A 19,045-nucleotide genomic window follows, 5' to 3' on the forward strand; every position below is an offset into this window, starting at 1 on the left:
TCGCTCCAAGCAACGCAAGGCTGTTCGTGATATCCTGAGCGATGAAATACTCGTCTTCGGCCACGAGCACGCGGAGCATCGCAAGCGGATTTTCCATGACGAGTCTCCTGGACAACCACCCTTGGACTGCGGTGCGACCACCCGACGTTAACATAGGATAGGTCAAACGCCGCGCGATCGATGTATCAGGTCAAGAGGACAACGCGATGAGACGGCCTCTGATCCGCAAGCTTGAAAAATTCACGCGGCTTTCCCTGGCAGACAAGGAAATGCTGGTCAGGATCGCGGCGCAGCGCGTGCGCCGCTTTGCCGCGCGCGAAGACATCATCCACGAGGGCGAGAAGCCGGAATTCATCAATCTTATCAACGAAGGATGGGCTTGCCGCTACAAGACGCTGGAAGACGGCCGCCGCCAGATCATCGCCTTCTTCCTGCCGGGCGACCTTTGCGATCTCAATGTGTTCATCCTGAAGGAAATGGATCATTCGATCGGCGCGATCACGCCGGTGGCGGTTTCCGAAATTTCGCGGACGTCCTTCGATGAAATGATGATCGGCCATCCCCGCATAACCCAGGCGCTTTGGTGGGAATCCCTGGTCGCGGCGGCAATCCAGCGCGAGTGGACCGTCAACCTTGGCCAGCGCGATGCGCTGGAGCGGATGGCGCACCTGTTGTGCGAACTTTTCATTCGGCTTGAGGCCGCGGGCTGCACCAGTGACAACAGCTGCGAATTCCCGCTGACGCAAACCGAGCTTGGCGAGACGCTCGGCATGTCGACGGTGCATGTCAATCGAACATTGCAGGAATTGCGGGCATCAAACCTCATCATCCTCAAAGATCGAACCCTGATGATCCCCAATCTCAAGGCGCTGCAGGACGCAGCGTTGTTCAATCCGAACTATCTGCATCTTGACCGGGAAGGCCGGCATCTCGATGCCAATGAGGAGTGATGTCCAAGACCCCGGCAGATGAACATCGCGAACGCGACTTGACCGAAATTCGGGCGGCCTTGCACGAGCGGGCAGGCGCCAAGGTCCGCCTTCGCCAAAGCGAAGAAAACCTGCGGCAGTTCGGCGAGGCGGCTTCCGACGTTTTGTGGATCCGCAATGCCGAGACCTTGCAATGGGAGTACCTGACACCGCCATTCGACGCGATCTATGGCCTGCCGCGAGAGAAGGCGCTTGCCGGCGACAATTTTGCCAGATGGATCGACCTGGTCGTGCCGCAGGACCGCGATCACGTGCTTGCCCATATCCGGCGCGTTCGCGACGGTGAGCGCGTGGTCTTCGAATACCGCATATGCCGGCCGAGCGACAACGAGGTGCGATGGCTGCGCGACACCGATTTCCCCATACGCGACGAGACCGGCAAGGTGGCCCATATCGGCGGCATCGGGCAGGACATCACCCGGTTCAGACAGGCCGGGGAACAGCAGCAGGCACGCTTTGCCGAACTGCAGCACCATGTGCGCAACACCTTGGCGGTGATCCGTTCCATCGTGCGGCGCACCATGGAGCAGAGCGAGTCCTTGGACGAAGCCACCGCGCATCTCGACGGGCGTATCAATGCTTTTGCGCGCGTGCAGGCGGCTGTCACCCGCAATCGCTCGTCCGAAGTCGAACTGGCGCCGATCATCGCGGAGGAGTTGCGCGCCGCAGGGGCCAAGGAAGGTGAGAACCTGACCATCAATGGTCCCGCATTGGCGCTCGCGGCCAAGGCTGCCGAGACCATCGGTCTGGCCGTGCATGAACTGGCGACAAACGCCGTGAAATATGGCGCGCTTTCCAACCGTGCAGGGCGGATCGTCATCGAATGGAACGTCAATGATGACGACATGCTTCGGCTCACCTGGACCGAGAACGGCTTGCAGGATCTGAAGCCGGCGTCGCGACAGGGCTTCGGCTGGGAGGTCCTTCACCGCACGCTGCCTTACGAACTCGAAGCGTCGGTGGATTTGCGCATCGAGCCGACGGGGCTCAGTTTCGATGCCCAGATCCCTCTTCGCGCAATTCGCACGCGGGCCTAAAGCGGAATTAGACATACGCTTCCATGTCTTGCCGATGCATGCCGCCTGAGGCGCGCAGGCGCAAGCGAATCCTCACGATCAAGTGAAGCGCGGGAACAGGTTCGGAGGAACATTCGCCTGTCTGCCTTGTTGAATCCAACGCGGCGTCTGGCGGAAAGGAGCTTCCGCATGAAAAACCCAAGATCAACGGCAAGAATAGCCGGTCATCCCGTCCATCCCATGCTTGTCACGATACCCATCGCGTGCTTTGTCGGCACCTTGCTCACCGACATCGTCTACTGGCGAACCGCGGAAATGACATGGGCCAATTTTTCGGCCTGGCTGGTCACGGTCGGTGTCATCGTCGGGATTCTGGCGGCCCTTGCGGGCTTGATCGATCTTCTCGGGGAAAGCCGCATACGCGAGCAGCCGACCGCATGGCTGCACATGGGGGGAAATCTCGTGGCGCTCGTGCTCGCCTTCCTCAACATGCTTGTCCATACGCGCGACGCCTGGACTTCCGTGGTCCCGACCGGGCTGATCCTGTCGGCCCTGGTGGTGGTCATCCTGTTGTTCACCGGCTGGCTCGGCTGGGGGCTGGTCTATCGCCATCATGTGGGAGTGGCCGATGAGACGATTTGAAGGACCCATCAGATGGACGACGGCGGCGCTGCTGAGTGCGGCCGCATTGGGCGCAGCCGGGTGCAGCGACGACAACACGGACCCGAAGGACCAGATCGGTCCAAATCCGAAACTGCCGGAGATACGCCAGTATCTGTTCCCACCGATGCATCTGGCGTCGGTCGTCGGCTGGAAGAACGACGAGAAGCCCGCCGTCGCGCAGGGCCTGCAGATCCAGTCCCTGGCCAAAGGCCTCCAGCATCCGCGGTCTCTGTATGTGTTGCCCAATGGCGACATTCTCGTTGTGGAATCGAAAGCCCCCGACGAAGCATCGGCCAAACGGCCGAAAGACATCGTGATGGGCTGGGTCGAGTCCTGGGTGACTTCCGGCGGCAACACCGGGTCCAGCAACCGCATCACCCTGCTGCGGGACAGCAATGGCGACGGCAAGCCTGAATATCAGGGCGTCTTCCTCGACCACCTCAACGCGCCCTTCGGCGTGGCGCTGGTCGGCAACGACCTGTACGTGGCAAACACCGACGCAATCGTGCGCTACCCCTACCAGCCGGGCGACACCAAGATCACCGCGCCGGGCAAGGTGCTGACGGACCTCCCGGGCGGTCCGATCGACCACCATTGGACGAAAAGCCTGGTCGCGAGCCCCGATGGCTCTTTGCTCTATGTCGGCGTCGGCTCGAACAGCAACATCACCGAGAACGGCATCCAGGCCGAAAAGGACCGGGCGGCGATCTGGGAGGTGGATCGCGCCACGGGCCGGTCGCGCATCTTCGCCAGCGGTCTGCGCAACCCGAACGGCCTGTCGTTCGAGCCGACGAGCAAAGCGCTCCGGTTGTCAACGAACGTGACGAGCTCGGTCCGAACCTTGTGCCGGACTACATGACTTCGGTGAAGGACGGTGCCTTCTACGGCTGGCCCTACAGCTACTACGGTCAGCATGTCGATCCGCGCGTCATGCCGCAACGGCCGGACATGGTGGCCAAGGCCATTGCGCCCGACTACGCACTGAGTTCGCATGTCGCGCCGCTGGGCTTGGCGTTCTACACGGCCACGAGCCTGCCGCAGGCTTATCGGGGCGGCGCCTTCGTCGGCGAGCATGGCAGCTGGGACCGCCAGCGCTTCAACGGCTACAAGGTCGTCTTCGTGCCGTTCAGCGGCGGCCATCCGAACGGCATGGCGCAGGATGTCGTCACCGGCTTCCTCAACGACAAGGGCGAGGCGAGGGGCCGGCCGGTCGGCGTCGCCGTCGACAAATCCGGCGCGCTGCTCATCGCCGACGATGTCGGCAACACCGTCTGGCGGGTGACGTCGGCGGCGCCGGCCTCGTAGGAAGTCACGGATTGGGCCTCAAGGTCCGGAAGGTGACCGAGTAGCGGTGCTGGTCCACCGGCGGAATGCTGTGCTCCCATTCATCGCGCGTCGGACCGCCCATAAGATAGGCGGATCTTGGTTCGACCTCGATCGTTTCCCGATCCCATCTCGCGCCGTTCCTGCGCCGGAGCCGGAAGCTGCACGGCGCCAGCAGGGAAACACCTGCGACGAGTTCGAATTGCGGCTTGTCGCGATGCCAGCCTATGCCGGCGCCTGGCCGATATTCGTTGATCAGAACCTGTGCGAACTCCGCGGCCGGGCGGCGGGCAAAATCGGCGACCTTGCGGCGAAGAGGCAAGAGGAAATCGGGTATGGCGTCCGCTTCCACCACCTGACGGCGATCATAGTCGTAGCGCAAACCGAAGCCGACGACCTGCCTGTTGGCCAGATGACCGTGGAAGTCGAAAGGTTTGAACGGCAGACCGGCGAGGCGAAGAACCAGTTCGTCTTCTTCGGCGCGCGTGATCAGATCCGGCCGATAGAGAAAGCCTTGCGGCAAGCTGGCTGCGGGGGCGAACAGATCGCCCTGCCGGGCCGACGTCATAGTTCTGGGTTTCATTGCTGGCATGGCTGCCAGATAGGGAGCTCAGGGTTTCCTGCAAGGCTTCACCACCAGCATGATCATGCCCATTGCCCGGAACCGAGGGAGCGGCCGGGGCATTACGCATTCGCCAGCTGGATGCCGGAGATGCCTTCAACCGCCATACGCAACATGCACTATGATCCGGCGACGAGGACGCTTTCGGTGTGGTTCGTTCCGAGCGGCGACCGCTACGACTATGAAGAGGTCGAGCCCGAAACTTATGCGGCCTTCAAATCTGCTTTCTCGAAAGGGCGGTTCTTCAACGAGTTCGTGCGCGATCGCTACCGGTTCCAATTGGTCGAGCACGGACGCGGGCATTGAACGGCGCATTGGCGTCGGCCCGGCGAACCGGAACATTTCCATCCTTCGCCGGTTAGCCAGGACCAGCGCATGGTTGCTGGAACAGCCACTTTCGACCAGGAAGGGAAAGTCATGTTCGGCACCGATTTGTGGACATTCGCTGTGATCGGCGGGCCGGTTATTCTTCTGCTTGTGATCATCTATGCGCTCGCCACCCGTCGCCGCAGAGGACTGGTAGAGCGGCGCGAAAGCGACCGTGGCGCCGAGCGTTTGTATCGCGAGCAAAAAGACTAGAGCGCCAGATAAGCTCATAGCCCTTAAGGCATTGTTTTCGCTTGGTTGCAGAGCAGACGGGCGGTGCTTAGGTTTTGATCGTTGCCGCCTTGGCCGCGATTGCGCGGGGTCTGGACGAAATACCCGACAACGGAACAAGCCAGGGCGCCGGCTGTTATCGAGCAGACGGACAAGGTCCGAAGCCGGAGTGGTTCATGGGCAACGATGAGTTGACGGGCGTGTTGGAGTCACTTCCAGCCATCGACGCCAAAGCCGAGCCGACGCTAAAAAGCGCTGAGGCGGAAGCCTTCTACACGCATGCAATCCGCGAACTCGCCGCCACCGACATTCCCTTTCTCGTCGCCGGCACCTATGCGGTAAGCGCCTACACAGGCGTTGTCCGTGCGACCAAGGATCTCGATATCTTCTGCAAGGCCGGGGACTGTCCGCGCATTCTGGCCCATTTCAAGCAGATCGGCCATGCGGTCGAGATCAGGGACGAGCGTTGGCTTGGAAAGGTCTTCGATGGCAAGCACTTCTTCGACGTGATCTTTGCTTCGGCCAACGGCACCATGCAGGTCGAGGACCAGTGGCTGGAACATGCCCGTCAGATCGAACTGCTGGGAAGCCGGGTCAGGATCATCGGTCCGACCGAGCTGATCTGGTCGAAATGCTTCATCCAGGACAGAGGCCGCCACGACGGCGCCGATATCGCCCATACGATCCTGAAAGCGCATGACCAGATCGACTGGCAAAGGCTGCTTACCTATCTCGACGTCCATTGGGAAGTGCTGCTGATGCAGTTGCTCAGTTTCCGATGGATCTATCCCAGCGAGCGCGACCGCATTCCCGACTGGCTGCTCGACGATCTGCTGGAACGGCTTGCGCGGCAACGGCTGCTGCCGCCCTCACGGACCAAGGTCTGTCGCGGCCGGCTTCTGTCGCAGCTCGACTATGAGATCGACGTCAAGGAATGGGGGTTTGCGGGCGTCGGCGGTGTGGGAGAGCTACGTGATGCCTGAACCGACCAAATCAGCGAAGCCGAACGGGAACGGGACCATCAAAGTCGCCGCCATGGGCGACCTGCATGTCCAGGAAGATGCCGACATCTCCTATCGCGAGCTGTTTGGGGAGGTGTCTCGGGAAGCCGATGTCCTTGTCCTCACCGGCGATCTCACCAACCTCGGCAAGCCCCGGGAGGCCGAGCTGCTGGCTGAGGAGCTGCGCGCATGCTCTATCCCCGTCGTCGGGGTGCTCGGCAATCACGACTACGAATGCGGTTGTGTCGAACAGGTTTCGGCAACGCTGCGCCAGGCCGGCGTCCATCTCCTGGACGGGCAGGCGGTCGAACTGAACGATGTCGGCTTTGTCGGCGTGAAGGGATTCGTCGGCGGCTTCGGCCCCAGAATGCTCGGCTCCTTCGGCGAGCCCGCGATCAAGGCGATGGTGGCCGAGAGCGTCAACGAGGCGATGCGGCTCGAGAATGCCATGCGCCAGGTCCGCGCCAAGCGCACGCTCGTGATCCTGCACTATGCTCCGATCGCCGAGACCGTTGCCGGCGAGCCCTTGGAAATCTTCCCGTTCCTCGGATCCTCGCGGCTGGCCGAGACGATCGACCGATTCGAGGTGAGCGCGGTCGTGCACGGACACGCCCATCGCGGTTCCTACGAAGGCCGGACTCCCGGCGGCGCCAGGGTCTACAACGTCGCCAAGCATGTCACCAAGCCGACGGGCCGCCCCTACGCCTTGCTTGAAATCTGAACGGCCCCGCGGCGGCCGCGGCACCCTTCGGAACCATGCGGGCGGACATGAGTTTTGCCGGTGACCAACGGAAGACCTCAATGCCTGACCCCAGACAACCAGATCCAGACCGCGACACGCCGATGCCGGCTCCGACCTGGAAGCCCGACCCGGTCAAGGAGCCGCCGCTGGATGAATTGCCTGACGAGACGCCATTGCCCAATCCGGATGAAAACGAGGAGCCGCCAATGCATGCCGGTGGCGGCCAAAGGGAAAGGTAAGGGCAATGGCAGCGCCGCGCGCAGTCTGGAAAGGTTTCATGAAGGTCGGGTCGGTTTCCTGCGGCGTCAAGATCGTCGGAGCCACGAGCGAGGCGTCGAAGATCCATTTCAGGATCTTGAACCGCAAGGACAGCCTGCCGGTGAAAAGCGTCTATGCAGACGAAGAGACCGGAGAGCCGGTCGACACCGAGGACCAGGTCAAGGGTTTCGAGACCGACAAGGACGATTTCATCCAGGTAGAGCCTGACGAGATCAAGGCGCTGAAACTGACTTCCGAACACACGCTGGAAATCGGCGAGTTCGTGCCCATCGCCGAGATCGACACACGCTATCTGGAAAAGCCCTATTATCTGGTGCCGTCGGATTCCGCCGCGTTGGAGGCATTCACCGTCTTGCGCGAGGCGATGAAGAACAAGCGGGTCGCAGCACGCTCCTGCGTCGTCCTCTACCAGCGCGGCCGCGAAGTTCTGATCCAGCCCTTCGGCAAGGGCATGCTTCTCACCGAACTGCGCGACCGCAACGAAATGGTCTCGGAGGACAGCGTCTTCGAAGGCTTGAAGAAGCAGAGCTACGATCCGGACCTGCTGGAAATCGCGGGTCTTTTGATCGACAAGAAGGTGACCAAGTTCGATCCTTCGAAATTCGAGGACACCTACGAGCAGGCGCTGATCGCGATGATCGAGGCCAAGCGCAAGGGCAAGAAGCCACCGAAGGCTGCGCCGAAGCCGCGCGAGAACGTCATCGACCTGGCCGCGGTTCTGCGCAAGAGCCTGGCAAAGGAAGGCATCAAGCCGAGCGCGCAAAGCAAGGCCAAGCGCAAGTCGGCTTGAGGCCGGCGGGATTCAGACCGGTTCACCTTCTCACAAGAAACCGCTCCAAGTGTTTGGTTTTGCGGCATTGCGACGGAAAACAACTGCGCACTTTCCCAGGAATTGATCTGGTCAGACCTCGTCGAACCGGCTTCCTTCCTTGGACGGGTCGCGCGAAAGGACGCGCTCCTCCTCGTCCTCGGGAAGGGCTTCGTCGCTGTTTTGGTAGGGATTGTCATCGTCTTCTTCGGGGAGGGTCCCCTCCGCTTCGACATCGTCCTGCGGGTCGCCGTTGACGGCGACGCTGTCGGGCAGAATCCTGTTGCCCTCAAGGGTATCCCAATCCTGCTGTTCGATGGCCGGAGCCTCGGCTTCGTCCTGTTTTGCCGATCGTTGCTTGTTGCGCGGGTCCATCCTTGTTCCTCCAATTCTAGCCTCCATTGAGGAACCGCTCAGGCAGGCGGTTGTTCCTTCAGCCCGCAGCAAGGTGCTTCCCCAATGGTGGCGCGTGGAACGCCAAAGCGTCCCCCGACTTATGGTTGAAAGTCGGGGAACACTTCATGCATCGCAAGCTGGATCTCAGAAGCGGCACGCCTGTATGGTCCACCTATCGGTCGCCCGATGTGCCGGTGAACCGCCTCATTCGCGATCTCAAGACGGACGTGCTCATCGTCGGAATGGGCATCAGCGGCGCAATGATGGCGCAAGCGCTGACGCGTGACGGCCACTCCGTCGTCTGCATCGACCGGCGCGGACCGGTCCAGGGATCGACGGCTGCAACGACGGCGTTGGTGCAGTTCGAAATCGACCAACCCTTGACGAGGCTGTCCGCTATGATCGGCGCCGCAGCCGCCCGCAGGGCATGGCGGAGGTCACGTCTAGGCCTTCTCAATCTGCGAGGGCGGATCAGCGAACTCGACATCAGCTGCGAAGCGGCCAGCACGCCCTCGCTTTACCTCGCCGGCAACACGCTCGGTCCGTCCGAGTTGCGCAAGGAAGCGCAAGCGCGCGTCGAGGTCGGCATCGGCGCAAGGTTTCTATCCCGTGCATCCTTGCTGGAAAAATTCGGCATCGGGCGTGCGGCGGCAATTCTCAGTCATGACAATCTCGCCCTCGATCCGAGAAAGCTGACCGCGGGACTGTTGCTTGAGACGCTGAAAGGAAAGGCCCGCTTCTATGCTCCGGCGGAGGCGACAGCGGTCGAGGATGGTCGCCTCGGCGTGATGGTTGCGACGCGGCACGGCCCAATCATCAGCGCGGGGCACCTCGTCCTGACGACTGGATACGAGCTGCTGAAAATCGTGCCGCACGTGTCTCACCGCGTCATCTCGACCTGGGCGATCGCGACGTGTCGGCAACCCGGGAAGCTCTGGCCGGGCACGACCCTGATCTGGGAGGCATCCGATCCGTATCTCTATATCCGCGCGACGATCGACGGGCGCGTCATCTGTGGCGGTGAGGATGAGGATTTTTCCGACGAGGAGCGCCGCGACAGCCTGACACCCGAAAAGACGCTTCGCCTTGCCGGGAAACTCGGCCGGATTTTCCCGCAGCTTGACACAGAGGCTGAATTTGCCTGGAGCGGTTCGTTTGGCTCGACGACCACGGGCCTGCCCGTCATAGGAACTTTGCCAAGCCATCCGCGGGTCCATGCGGTAATGGGGTATGGCGGCAACGGCATCCTCTTTTCGCAGATCGCCTCCGAAATCGTCTCGGCCTCGATCAGAGGCGGCGAAGACGCCGACGCGGACCTGTTCGCCTTCCAGGCGTGACACCTCTCCAATCACCGTGGTGCCCGACAGCATGCCGAATGAGACCTACGCGATCTGCTCGAACGTGCATTGGCGCGGCGCCTTGTCGGGCCGCCAGCGCACCAGCTTTGTTCCGTGCCGGAAGCGGTCGCCGGTGACGTGATCGAAACGGACCTCGACGACGAGGTCCGGCCGCACCGGCTCCCATTGCCCGCTGCGCTCGGTACTCCAGCGGCTCGGCCCGCCCGGAGCCTTGCCGGTGAAGCCCGGCCCGCCGCGCAGCTTCTCCAGCCTGTCCGTGAGCGCGGCCCGCTCGTCATTGGCGATGGTCGAGGTGAAGCCGACATGGTCGAGCAGGCCGCGTTCGTTGTAGAGACCCAGCAGCAGCGAACCCACCTGTTGCTTGCCGTTGAGGTAGCGGAATCCCCCGACCACGCAGTCGGCCGTGCGCAGCCGCTTGACCTTGATCATCGCGCGCTCGCCCGGCCGATAGGTCTCGGCCATCGCCTTGGCGACGACCCCATCGGTCGAACCATGACCGGCGCCCTGCAGCCATTTCCGGGCGGTTGCGAGGTTGGTGGTGGATGGCGAGAGCCGCAGCGAGGATATGCCTGCCTTCGCCACAAACTCCTTTGTTGCCGCCCGCCGCTCCGCCAGAGACTCTTCGAGCACCAGCCTGCCGCCGGCTGCGACGAGGGTGTCAAACAGGATCAACTGCGCCGGCGTCTCCAAGCTGAGCTTGGCTATCCGGCTCTCCGCTGGATGAAGCCGCATCTGCAGCGCATCGAATGAGGCGCGGCCCTCGATCTCGATGACGATCTCGCCGTCGATGACAAAGTTCTTCGCATCGACACCGCGCAGCATGGCTGTGAGTTCGGGGAAATAGCGGCCAAGCGGCTTGCCGGACTTCGCCCTGAGGTCCACTGCTTCGCTGGCCTTGAAGGCGAGGCAGCGAAACCCATCCCATTTCGGCTCGTATTGCCACGTGCCTTTCTCCTCGGGCAGCTCATCGGCGGTGCGCGCTTCCATGGGAGGCGTGTCCAGAGGCAGCGGGAAGCCATTCCTCGGGGCCGCTACCATCGCTCTTCCGCGTCGTGATGCGGGAGGTCGATGCCGCAGCAGACCCATGCCAGCCGTTGCCCCGATCCATAGTTGTAGCGAGGCTCCAGTTCCGCGGGATCGTCGAAAGTTCCGACGTGGAGCGCGATCTCGTCCTGCGTCGCGTCATAGGAAAGACTAAGCGGAGAACCGCAAGCTTGGCAGAAGGCGCGGCGGGCGAGCGGCGAGGATCGGCGGTAGGCCGGTTCTTCGTCGCGCCAGGACAGGCTGGCCAACGGCACCCAAGCGAGCACGGCAAACGCGCTGCCGGTCGCGCGCCGGCACATATCGCAATGGCAATAATGAACACGCGGATCTGCAGTGACGCGATAGCGAATTCTGCCGCAGAGGCATCCGCCTGTGCGTTCGACAGGAGCGGCTTGGGCGGGATTTTCGGACATTTTCATCCAGCTTGAACGTTTCGAGGGCGGATGTGGTTTCCGGGCGGAACGGGTTTCAAAGCAAAGCGTTGGTCCGACTGTTGCCGAGGATGAAACCTTGACTCCCAGATACCGCTCCGCCCCATCGAGACGCCCGCAGTTTTCCCCGTCCCGCGGGAAGCGAGCGCGGCTGCTACCCTGATGTCAGCTCCAGGCTTGACCTATGGTCCTCTCGGCACGCATTGCGCGCATCTTTGCGTCGACATGCAAAGATTGTTCGCCGAACCATCGGAATGGGCGACACCCTGGATCACCCGCGTGCTGCCAAGGATTGTCAGCCTTGTCGAGAGGAAGGCCGAGCAGACGATCTTCACGCGCTTCGTGCCGGCTGAGAGGCCCGGCCAGGGCGTCGGCAGCTGGCGACGCTACTATGAGCGCTGGGCGTCGATGACGATCGAGAATGTCGGCCGGGAGATGATCGAATTGCTGCCGCCGCTGTCGGCTTTTTATCCGCCGGCGCAGGTGATCGACAAGCATGTCTATTCCCCCTGGCCTGAGGGCAGGCTGCAGGCGCTGCTTGCCGCCCGCCGGATCGACACACTGGTGGTCACCGGCGGCGAGACGGACGTCTGCGTGCTGGCAACGGTCCTGGGCGCGATCGACATCGGTTATCGCGTCGTGCTGGTCACCGATGCGCTCTGCAGCTCCTCGGATGCCACGCATGACGCGCTGATGACGGTCTACCATCAGCGTTTCGCGCAGCAGGTGGAAACTGTCGAGATGGAAACAGTCCTGTCGAGCTGGAGCTGAGAGCGGGCGCAGCGCGGTCCGACCTCCCAGCCTGCTCCTTCGGCGCTTACCAAAGGCGAGGCAGCGGCGTCGGCGCTCCCCCACGGGCCGGTCACTCCTGCGTGAGCGGCCTGAGTTTCGGACCGATCAATCCGGAACAACACGCCGGCTGAAAGGTTAGCGCCCGATACAAGCCAGCCAGGAGCGAGCCATGTCCCGAACCTCCACCTCGAGCGCGACTGGCCTCAGCCGAAGACGTTTCATGACCGGCACGGCTTCGGTCGCCGCGGCCGCGCCGATGCTGGCGGCGCCGCCGAAGGCCGAGGCGCAGCCTGCACCCGCGTCGAAACTGCGGGAGCCGGCCGTCCTGTCGCTGCGGGTCAACAAGCAGCCTTACGAGCTTTCGCTGGATACGAGGACGAGCCTGCTCGATGCGCTTCGCGACCATATCGGCCTGACCGGCACAAAGAAGGGCTGCGACCACGGTCAGTGCGGCGCCTGCACCGTGCTGGTCGACGGAAAGCGCGTGCTCTCGTGCCTGAGCTTCGCCGTGATGAACCAGGGCAGGGAGGTGACGACGGTGGAAGGGCTCGCATCGAGCGACGGCAAGCTGCATCCGATGCAGCAGGCCTTCATCGATCACGACGCGTTCCAGTGCGGCTACTGCACGCCGGGCCAGATCATGTCGGCCATCGGCTGCGTCAACGAAGGCCACGCCGGCTCCGAAGACGATATCCGCGAATATATGAGCGGCAACATCTGCCGCTGCGCGGCCTACCCGAACATCGTCGCGGCCGTCGTGCAGGCGCGTGAAGAGACGAGGGGAGCCTGACATGCGCCCCTTCATCTATGAACAGCCGCAGGACATTCGCACCGCCGTCGCCGTCGCGTCCCGATTTGCCTCCGATGGCGATCAGCCAACGCGGGCCGACGCCCAATTCATCGCCGGCGGCACCAATCTCGCCGACTATATGAAGCTCGGCGTCGCGCAGCCGAGCCGGCTGCTGGATCTCAATCGGCTGGACGAGCCTGCGCTCCGGGAGATCACGGTCGGGGACAACGGAATTCGGTTCGGCGCGCTGGTGCGGATGGGAGAGGCGGCCGACGACAGCGAGGTCAAACGACGTTATCCGGTCATAGCCGACAGTCTGCGACTGGCGGCAAGCGGCCAGATCCGCAACATGGCAAGCCTTGCCGGCAACGTGCTGCAGCGCACGCGCTGCGAGTATTTCCGCGAGACTTCCTGGGCCTGCAACAAGCGGGTGCCGGGTTCGGGCTGCGCGGCGATGGAAGGCTTCAACCGCCAGCATGCAGTGCTCGGCACCAGCGAGGCCTGCATCGCAACCTATCACGGCGACTTCGCCCAGGCTCTGATCGCGCTCGATGCCGTGGTCCGTGTGGAGGGTTCGCGCGGTGCGCGAAACATTGCCTTTGCCAAGCTGCACAGGCTGCCCGGCGACACGCCGCATATCGAGACGGAACTGGCGGCGGACGAGATCGTCACCGCCATCGAGGTGCCGGCCCTCCCGTGGGCGGCGCGTTCAATGTACCTGAAAATCCGCGATCGCCAATCCTACGCCTTCGCGCTGGCCTCGGCGGCGGTCGCGCTCGATCTCGACGGCGACAGCGTTCGCGAGGCCCGGATCGCGCTGGGCGGCGTGGCGACGGTGCCATGGCGCGCCAGCGCGGCGGAAGCAGCCCTGCAAGGCAAGAAGCTCGACGAGATGTCGGCCGGCACAGCAGCGGAAGCCGCCTTCGCGCATGCGAATCCCGGCCGGCACAACGCGTTCAAGATCGAACTCGGCAAGCGAGCGCTGGTGCGGGCGCTGCTGGAAACCCGTGACATGAAGGTGTGACATGAATGCAGCTGCTCCCAGGCCCAAGGAGAACATGGGCGAACCGCTGCCGCGCATCGATGCTCGGCTGAAAGTCACGGGACAGGCGCATTATCCGGCGGACCTGCCGACAGCCAACATCGCCTATGGCGCGCTGGCGACCAGCAGCATCGCCAAGGGCAAGGTGACGAAGCTTCATCTGGATGACGCCCGCGCGGTACCCGGCCTGCTCGACATCGTCACCTATGGCGACATGGACAAGATCGAGAAGCCGAAATTCGGCAACTCCGGCGCCACGTCGATCGGGCCGCTGCATGACCGCACGATCTTCCATGACGGCCAGATCATCGCGCTCGCCGTTGCCGAGACGTTCGAGGCGGCCGAAGAGGCCGCGCAACTCATCCGCGCGGAATACGAAGAGGAGAAGCCGAGCGCGAGCTTCGACAGCGCGGGCACGAAGACCGTTCCCGCCGCGGGCAAGAGCCCGATGTACAAGGAAGATGTGAAAGCGGGCGACTTCGATGCCGCCTATGCGCAAGCGGCGATGAAGATCGATGCTCGCTATTCGACGCCGACGCAGCACCACAATCCGATCGAGCTGTTCTCGACGACGGCGCTCTGGCAGGGCGATCAGCTCATCGTGCACGAACCGTCGCAGAACGTCACCGGCTGGAAGGTGGAGCTCGCCAGGCAGTTGAAGATCGAACCGGCCAATGTGCGCATCGTCAGTCCCTTCATCGGCGGCGCCTTCGGCTCGAAGGGGCCGATGACGCCGCGCACCGCGATCGTAGCCGTTGCCGCCAAGCGGCTTGGCCGGCCGGTGCGCTGCGTGACGAGCCGCATGCAGGCCTTCGGTACCCAGACCTACCGCGCCGAAACCCGCCACCGCATCCGCATCGGCGCCGGCAGGGACGGGCGCATCACCGCTTTCGCCCACGAAGGCTGGGAAGTGACGTCACGCCCGGACTCCTACGTGGTCGGCGGCACTTCGGCGACCAGCCGCATGTACGACTACGGCTCGGTGCTGACGCATGTCTCGCTGGTGCAGGCCGACCGCAACACGCCGGGCTATATGCGCTCGCCGCCCGAGACGCCGTATGTCTACGCGCTGGAAAACGCCATGGACGAGATGGCCGTGGCGCTCGGCATGGATCCGGTCGAATTCCGCCGGATCAACGAACCGAAGCTGGAGCCGATCGGCAAGAGGCCGTTCTCCAGCCGCTCGCTGATCCAGTGCTATGACCAGGCTGCCGAAGCCTTTGGCTGGGCGAAGCGGGATGCTGGAGTCGGCGCGATGCGCGAGGGAGACTGGCTGATCGGCGTGGGCTGCGCCACGGCGATCTATCCGACCGCTGTCGCCCCTTGCGCGTCGCGCGTGCGCCTAGCTTCCGACGGCGGCGTGCGGGTGCAATGCGGCTCGCATGAAATCGGCACCGGGATCCGCACGGTGGCCGGACAGATGGCTTCCGAGCGCCTTGGTGTCGCGATCGACAAGGTGGCTGTCGAGATGGGCGACAGCAGCCTGCCACCGGCGCCGGTGTCGGGTGGATCGATCTCCACCGCGAGCGTGTGCTCGGCGGTGCTGAAGGCCTGCGACGCGATCCGGAGCAAGCTCGTAGCCGCCGCGACGAAGGAAGGCGGGCCCCTTGCCGGCTCGCACAACGAGGAATTGGCCTTTGCCGATGGCAAGATCGCGGCGGAAGGCGGCGCTGTGGCCAAGATCGAGGACGTCTTCAAGCTCATGCAAGTCGGCGCGATCGAGGAATATGCCGAGTTTGCGCCGAAGGGCGCGAGCCCCGAGGCGCTGAAAAAGCTTTATGCCGGCCAGTCGGAATTCCATGGCGGCGAGCAGGACGAGGATTCGGTGAAATATGCCTTCGGCGCCGAATTCGTCGAGGTCCGGATCAACCGCTACACGCGTGAAATCCGCGTGCCTCGCATGGTCGGTGCATTCGCGGCAGGCCGCATCATGAACACGCGCACCGCCCGCAGCCAGCTGATGGGCGGCATGATCTGGGGCATCGGCCAGGCGCTGCATGAAGCGACCGAGATCGACAGGCGCTATGCGCGCTATGTCAACCGCGATCTCCAAGACTACCTCGTGCCGGTCAATGCCGACATCAAGGACCTGCAGGTGATCCTGGTGCCGGAGGTCGACCACGCGGTCAATCCGGCCGGCGTCAAAGGATTGGGGGAACTGGGCAATGTCGGCACGGCCGCCGCCGTTGCCAGCGCGGTCTATCACGCAACAGGTATACGCATCCGCGATCTGCCGATCAGGATAGAGCAGCTTCTGGTCTGACCGCCGGTCATTCGCCGGCCTGGCTGCTGGAGCGTTCGTAAAGAGCGGCGCCTGTCTGGGCGTCTATGCCTTCGAGGCTCACCTCGTAACCCCAGAGATTGCGGATATGGCGCAGCGTCGCGTCGCGGCTGCGGCCGTCCAGAACGATACCGTCATGGACCTTGTGCTGCAGGCGAAGATGACGGTCGCCGAGCAGGTCCACGTCCACGACCTGGATGTCCATGCTGTTTGCGCCGATGTCGTAGCTGCGGGCAAGGGCGCTGCGGACCGCTTCATAGCCCCGCTCATTGTGGATCGAGGCGACTTCGTAGAAAGGCTCGTTCGCCGCGTCCGCAAGAACGAACATCCGCCATTTGCGGATCAAGGCCGGGCTGAGAAACTGGCGGATGAAGGACTCGTCGCGATGGTTGGCCCAGGCGTCGAGCAAGGTGTCGCGCCAGTTGCCATTGCCGGCGAAGTCGGGAAACCAGTCGCGATCCTCCTCGGTGGGGTTCGTCGAAATGCGCTGGATGTCCTGCATCATGTCGAGGCCCAGCGCGTAGGGATTGATGCCGGAATAGCGCCGGTCGTCGAAGCCCGGCTGAAACACCACGTTCGAATGGTTGCTCAGGATTTCGAGCATGGCGCCCTCGCTGATGCGGCCACGATCGAAAAGGGCGTTCATGAGCGTGTAATGCACGAAGGTCGCGCAGCCTTCGTTCATCACCTGCGTCTGCCGCTGTGGATAAAAATATTGCGCTATGACGCGGACAATCCTGAGGATTTCGCGCTGCCACGGCTCCAGGATGAGGCTGTTCTTCTCAAGGAAGTAGAGCAGGTTCTCCTCCGGAAGGTGGAGCGACTTCTTCCGCTCGGCGATCGCGTCGTCTGTCTCGGCAGCCTTCTTGCCGTCCTTCGACTGGGGCAGGGTCCGCCAGAGATCATTGTAGGAGCGCTCCTCGTACTCCAACCGCTCGCGCAGTCCCTCGCGCTGCGTTTCGGAGGACAGTTTCGGCGGCCGCCGATATCTGAAAACGCCTTGTCCCATCAGGGCGTGCGCGGCATCGAGAACGGCCTCCACCGCGGCCAGGCCCTGCTTTTCCTCGCACCGGGCTATATAGCCCTTGGCAAAGTCCAGATAGCTCAGGATGGCGCCGGCATCGGTCCATTGCCGGAAGAGATAGTTGTTCTTGAAGAAGTGATTGTGGCCGAGCGCCGCGTGGGCCGTCACCAGGGCCTGCAGGGCCATGGTGTTTTCCTCCATCAGGTAGACGATGCAGGGGTCGGAGTTGATGACCAGCTCATAGGCGAGGCCGCGACCGCCCTTGCGGTACAGCAATTCCTGGTAGAGGAAATGCTTGCCGAACGACCAGTGGCGGTACATCAGCGGCATACCGGTGGACGAATAGGCATCGAGCATCTGCTCGGACGAGATGATCTCCATCTGCACCGGATAGATGTCGAGGCCGAGCTCTTCGATGCCGAGCGCCTCGATAGCGTCGTAAGCCCGCGACAAGGTCTGGAAATTCCAGTCGGATCCGGAAAACAGCAAACCGGAACTGGGAGCGAGCCTTGGCATCCGTGCTCCTTCAGCCGCCTCCACGCTGCGGCTTCTCCTTAGTGAAGAGCTGTCGAAAGACCGGGTAGATGTCGGAGGCCTTGGCGATCCGCGTCATCTGGAAGTTCGGCCAGCCTTTCTTGACCTCCTGATAGGCGTGCCAAAGCGATGTTCCGTTCTCGGTCGAGCCGAAGATGTGCGTCTCTCGCTCATCGATGATTTCGACATAGGCGAAATACTGGCACAAGCGCATGAGTTCACCATCGAGGAGCGCAATGCAGCGATCGGAATCGGTGGGGAAATTGTCGCCGTCGGACGCCTGGGCAGCATAGATGTTCCAGTCGCGACTCGGGTAGCGCTTCCTGATGATGCGGTGCATCTCCTCCAACGCGGTGGAAACGACGGTGCCGCCGCTTTGCGTGCTGTAGAAGAATGTGTCCTCATCGACTTCCTGAGCCTCATGCGTATGGCGGATGAAGACGATTTCGGTGCGGTCGTAGCGCCGTTTCAAAAAAAGGTGCAGCAGCACGAAGAAGCGCTTGGCAAGATCCTTCTCGCGTTCGCCCATCGAACCCGAAACATCCATCAGGCAGAACATCACGGCGTTGGCGTTCGGCTGCGGCTGCGCGTCGAAGCGGTTGAAGCGAATATCGACCGGATCGACATAGGCGATCACCCTGCGGCGGCGCTTGAGACGATCGAGTTCCTCCTGCAACGCCACGATGCGTTGACGCGCCGCGGGATCGGGTGGGCCCGATTGGAGCGCTGCCAACTCCAGGGTTATCGCATCGAGCGCCTCCTGCTTGGGACGCTTCAGCGCTATGCGACGGCCATGGCTGTTGCGCATCGTGCGAGCAATGTTGATGTTGGTAGGCGAGCCGGTCGCAGCGAATCCGGCGCGCCGCGGCCGGTAGGCGACGATCTCCTTGAGATTGAGCTTGACCATGTCGGGAAGCTCGAGATCCTCGAAGAAGAGGTCCAGCACCTCCTCGCGGCTGAGGACGAAGCGGAAGTCGTCTTCCGATTCCTTCATCGACGGCGAGGATCCAACATTGCCGCCTTCACCCGGCTTCGGCATCCGATCGCCGGGAGCGAACTGCTTGTTGCCCGGCAGGACATGACGGCGCGTGCCGCTGTCCCTTGCGTCGGTGAATTGTGGCTCGCTGGTTCCGTTTGCCGGCATCGAAACGGCATGCTCGCCATCCACATCGGCGATTTTGCCGGCCCGGATCCGTTCGCGGATTGTCTGCTTCAGCTCCGCGCGGGCACGGCGCAGGAAGCGCTGGCGATTGCCGAGGCTCTTGTCCTTCGGGTTCAGTCGGCGGTCGATGAAGATGGTCATCGGAACTTCC

The 19,045-nt window shown here is 62.9% G+C and carries 20 protein-coding genes and 1 pseudogene; 15 read left to right on the forward strand and 6 right to left on the reverse strand.

What is annotated here, in order from left to right; genetic code table 11:
• Positions 1-206: 206 nt before the first annotated feature.
• The 4 genes and pseudogenes from EJ074_RS25250 (at position 207) to EJ074_RS25265 (ending at position 3,973) form a co-directional block, all read left to right on the forward strand.
• Positions 207-950, forward strand: coding sequence for a Crp/Fnr family transcriptional regulator (locus EJ074_RS25250; protein WP_165350009.1), 744 nt, complete (start codon positions 207-209; stop codon positions 948-950).
• Positions 950-2,026: an HWE histidine kinase domain-containing protein gene (locus tag EJ074_RS25255; RefSeq protein ID WP_129553855.1), complete on the forward strand. Its 1,077-nt coding sequence runs from the start codon at positions 950-952 to the stop codon at positions 2,024-2,026. The genes EJ074_RS25250 and EJ074_RS25255 overlap by 1 nt, the downstream gene beginning before the upstream one ends.
• Positions 2,027-2,194: 168 nt before the next feature.
• Positions 2,195-2,647: a DUF2231 domain-containing protein gene (locus EJ074_RS25260; protein ID WP_095808574.1), complete on the forward strand. Its 453-nt coding sequence runs from the start codon at positions 2,195-2,197 to the stop codon at positions 2,645-2,647.
• Positions 2,634-3,973, forward strand: a pseudogene (locus tag EJ074_RS25265) (sorbosone dehydrogenase family protein). The gene EJ074_RS25260 and the pseudogene EJ074_RS25265 overlap by 14 nt, the downstream one beginning before the upstream one ends.
• A gap of 4 nt (positions 3,974-3,977) precedes the next feature.
• Here the strand turns inward: EJ074_RS25265 and EJ074_RS25270 are convergent.
• Positions 3,978-4,583, reverse strand: coding sequence for an alpha-ketoglutarate-dependent dioxygenase AlkB (locus tag EJ074_RS25270; RefSeq protein WP_095808576.1), 606 nt, complete (start codon positions 4,581-4,583; stop codon positions 3,978-3,980).
• A gap of 120 nt (positions 4,584-4,703) precedes the next feature.
• Between EJ074_RS25270 and EJ074_RS25275 the strand changes: the two genes are divergently transcribed.
• From EJ074_RS25275 to EJ074_RS25300, 6 genes are all read left to right on the forward strand, one after another.
• Positions 4,704-4,919, forward strand: coding sequence for a KTSC domain-containing protein (locus EJ074_RS25275; protein ID WP_095808663.1), 216 nt, complete (start codon positions 4,704-4,706; stop codon positions 4,917-4,919).
• Positions 4,920-4,988: 69 nt separating this feature from the next.
• Positions 4,989-5,192: a hypothetical protein gene (locus EJ074_RS25280; RefSeq protein ID WP_129553856.1), complete on the forward strand. Its 204-nt coding sequence runs from the start codon at positions 4,989-4,991 to the stop codon at positions 5,190-5,192.
• A 194-nt stretch (positions 5,193-5,386) separates the two neighbouring features.
• Positions 5,387-6,193 carry a nucleotidyltransferase gene (locus EJ074_RS25285; protein WP_095808665.1) on the forward strand — a complete coding sequence of 269 codons (807 nt, stop codon included), beginning with the start codon at positions 5,387-5,389 and terminating at the stop codon, positions 6,191-6,193.
• The gene (locus tag EJ074_RS25290; RefSeq protein WP_095808577.1) at positions 6,186-6,932 is read left to right on the forward strand and encodes a metallophosphoesterase; all 747 of its coding nucleotides are present in this window, start codon (positions 6,186-6,188) and stop codon (positions 6,930-6,932) included. Before EJ074_RS25285 ends, EJ074_RS25290 begins: the two co-directional genes overlap by 8 nt.
• 80 nt (positions 6,933-7,012) lie before the next feature.
• Entirely contained in the window at positions 7,013-7,192 is a 180-nt protein-coding gene (locus EJ074_RS25295) for a hypothetical protein (protein ID WP_095808578.1), read from the forward strand.
• A 5-nt stretch (positions 7,193-7,197) separates the two neighbouring features.
• Positions 7,198-8,022, forward strand: coding sequence for a Ku protein (locus tag EJ074_RS25300; protein WP_095808579.1), 825 nt, complete (start codon positions 7,198-7,200; stop codon positions 8,020-8,022).
• A gap of 111 nt (positions 8,023-8,133) precedes the next feature.
• On the opposite strand, the gene EJ074_RS25305 is transcribed toward EJ074_RS25300, so the two are convergent.
• Positions 8,134-8,415, reverse strand: coding sequence for a hypothetical protein (locus EJ074_RS25305; protein ID WP_095808580.1), 282 nt, complete (start codon positions 8,413-8,415; stop codon positions 8,134-8,136).
• Between the two features lie 146 nt (positions 8,416-8,561).
• Between EJ074_RS25305 and EJ074_RS25310 the strand changes: the two genes are divergently transcribed.
• Positions 8,562-9,773, forward strand: coding sequence for an FAD-binding oxidoreductase (locus tag EJ074_RS25310; protein ID WP_129553857.1), 1,212 nt, complete (start codon positions 8,562-8,564; stop codon positions 9,771-9,773).
• A 45-nt stretch (positions 9,774-9,818) separates the two neighbouring features.
• On the opposite strand, the gene EJ074_RS25315 is transcribed toward EJ074_RS25310, so the two are convergent.
• Positions 9,819-10,832, reverse strand: a complete 1,014-nt coding sequence (locus EJ074_RS25315) for an ATP-dependent DNA ligase (RefSeq protein ID WP_095808582.1) — start codon at positions 10,830-10,832, stop codon at positions 9,819-9,821.
• Positions 10,826-11,257, reverse strand: coding sequence for a GFA family protein (locus EJ074_RS25320; RefSeq protein ID WP_095808583.1), 432 nt, complete (start codon positions 11,255-11,257; stop codon positions 10,826-10,828). The genes EJ074_RS25315 and EJ074_RS25320 overlap by 7 nt, the downstream gene beginning before the upstream one ends.
• Positions 11,258-11,431: 174 nt before the next feature.
• Between EJ074_RS25320 and EJ074_RS25325 the strand changes: the two genes are divergently transcribed.
• From EJ074_RS25325 to EJ074_RS25340, 4 genes are all read left to right on the forward strand, one after another.
• Entirely contained in the window at positions 11,432-12,040 is a 609-nt protein-coding gene (locus tag EJ074_RS25325; protein ID WP_095808584.1) for an isochorismatase family cysteine hydrolase, read from the forward strand.
• A gap of 190 nt (positions 12,041-12,230) precedes the next feature.
• Positions 12,231-12,851, forward strand: coding sequence for a (2Fe-2S)-binding protein (locus tag EJ074_RS25330; RefSeq protein WP_095808585.1), 621 nt, complete (start codon positions 12,231-12,233; stop codon positions 12,849-12,851).
• Between the two features lies 1 nt (position 12,852).
• A complete protein-coding gene (locus EJ074_RS25335) occupies positions 12,853-13,875 on the forward strand; it encodes a xanthine dehydrogenase family protein subunit M (protein ID WP_095808586.1) in 1,023 nt (340 codons plus the stop codon).
• A gap of 1 nt (position 13,876) precedes the next feature.
• Complete coding sequence (locus EJ074_RS25340) at positions 13,877-16,156, forward strand: xanthine dehydrogenase family protein molybdopterin-binding subunit (protein WP_129553858.1); 2,280 nt, start codon at positions 13,877-13,879, stop codon at positions 16,154-16,156.
• A gap of 7 nt (positions 16,157-16,163) precedes the next feature.
• Here the strand turns inward: EJ074_RS25340 and EJ074_RS25345 are convergent, their stop codons facing one another.
• Entirely contained in the window at positions 16,164-17,714 is a 1,551-nt protein-coding gene (locus EJ074_RS25345) for a SpoVR family protein (protein WP_129553859.1), read from the reverse strand.
• Positions 17,715-17,724: 10 nt separating this feature from the next.
• Positions 17,725-19,035 (reverse strand): YeaH/YhbH family protein, encoded by a 1,311-nt coding sequence (locus tag EJ074_RS25350; RefSeq protein WP_095808588.1) that lies wholly within the window; start codon positions 19,033-19,035, stop codon positions 17,725-17,727.
• Positions 19,036-19,045 lie beyond the last annotated feature (10 nt).

The sequence above is a fragment of the Mesorhizobium sp. M3A.F.Ca.ET.080.04.2.1 genome, assembly GCF_003952525.1.
Classification (GTDB): domain Bacteria; phylum Pseudomonadota; class Alphaproteobacteria; order Rhizobiales; family Rhizobiaceae; genus Mesorhizobium.

What these genes read in the sequence shown, in the direction of transcription:
- EJ074_RS25250 (WP_165350009.1), top strand. Translation starts at nt 207, where the DNA reads ATGAGACGGCCTCTGATCCGCAAGCTTGAAAAATTCACGCGGCTTTCC.
- EJ074_RS25255 (WP_129553855.1), top strand. Translation starts at nt 950, where the DNA reads ATGTCCAAGACCCCGGCAGATGAACATCGCGAACGCGACTTGACCGAA.
- EJ074_RS25260 (WP_095808574.1), top strand. Translation starts at nt 2,195, where the DNA reads ATGAAAAACCCAAGATCAACGGCAAGAATAGCCGGTCATCCCGTCCAT.
- EJ074_RS25270 (WP_095808576.1), bottom strand. Translation starts at nt 4,583, where the DNA reads ATGCCAGCAATGAAACCCAGAACTATGACGTCGGCCCGGCAGGGCGAT.
- EJ074_RS25275 (WP_095808663.1), top strand. Translation starts at nt 4,704, where the DNA reads ATGCCTTCAACCGCCATACGCAACATGCACTATGATCCGGCGACGAGG.
- EJ074_RS25280 (WP_129553856.1), top strand. Translation starts at nt 4,989, where the DNA reads ATGGTTGCTGGAACAGCCACTTTCGACCAGGAAGGGAAAGTCATGTTC.
- EJ074_RS25285 (WP_095808665.1), top strand. Translation starts at nt 5,387, where the DNA reads ATGGGCAACGATGAGTTGACGGGCGTGTTGGAGTCACTTCCAGCCATC.
- EJ074_RS25290 (WP_095808577.1), top strand. Translation starts at nt 6,186, where the DNA reads ATGCCTGAACCGACCAAATCAGCGAAGCCGAACGGGAACGGGACCATC.
- EJ074_RS25295 (WP_095808578.1), top strand. Translation starts at nt 7,013, where the DNA reads ATGCCTGACCCCAGACAACCAGATCCAGACCGCGACACGCCGATGCCG.
- EJ074_RS25300 (WP_095808579.1), top strand. Translation starts at nt 7,198, where the DNA reads ATGGCAGCGCCGCGCGCAGTCTGGAAAGGTTTCATGAAGGTCGGGTCG.
- EJ074_RS25305 (WP_095808580.1), bottom strand. Translation starts at nt 8,415, where the DNA reads ATGGACCCGCGCAACAAGCAACGATCGGCAAAACAGGACGAAGCCGAG.
- EJ074_RS25310 (WP_129553857.1), top strand. Translation starts at nt 8,562, where the DNA reads ATGCATCGCAAGCTGGATCTCAGAAGCGGCACGCCTGTATGGTCCACC.
- EJ074_RS25315 (WP_095808582.1), bottom strand. Translation starts at nt 10,832, where the DNA reads ATGGTAGCGGCCCCGAGGAATGGCTTCCCGCTGCCTCTGGACACGCCT.
- EJ074_RS25320 (WP_095808583.1), bottom strand. Translation starts at nt 11,257, where the DNA reads ATGAAAATGTCCGAAAATCCCGCCCAAGCCGCTCCTGTCGAACGCACA.
- EJ074_RS25325 (WP_095808584.1), top strand. Translation starts at nt 11,432, where the DNA reads ATGTCAGCTCCAGGCTTGACCTATGGTCCTCTCGGCACGCATTGCGCG.
- EJ074_RS25330 (WP_095808585.1), top strand. Translation starts at nt 12,231, where the DNA reads ATGTCCCGAACCTCCACCTCGAGCGCGACTGGCCTCAGCCGAAGACGT.
- EJ074_RS25335 (WP_095808586.1), top strand. Translation starts at nt 12,853, where the DNA reads ATGCGCCCCTTCATCTATGAACAGCCGCAGGACATTCGCACCGCCGTC.
- EJ074_RS25340 (WP_129553858.1), top strand. Translation starts at nt 13,877, where the DNA reads ATGAATGCAGCTGCTCCCAGGCCCAAGGAGAACATGGGCGAACCGCTG.
- EJ074_RS25345 (WP_129553859.1), bottom strand. Translation starts at nt 17,714, where the DNA reads ATGCCAAGGCTCGCTCCCAGTTCCGGTTTGCTGTTTTCCGGATCCGAC.
- EJ074_RS25350 (WP_095808588.1), bottom strand. Translation starts at nt 19,035, where the DNA reads ATGACCATCTTCATCGACCGCCGACTGAACCCGAAGGACAAGAGCCTC.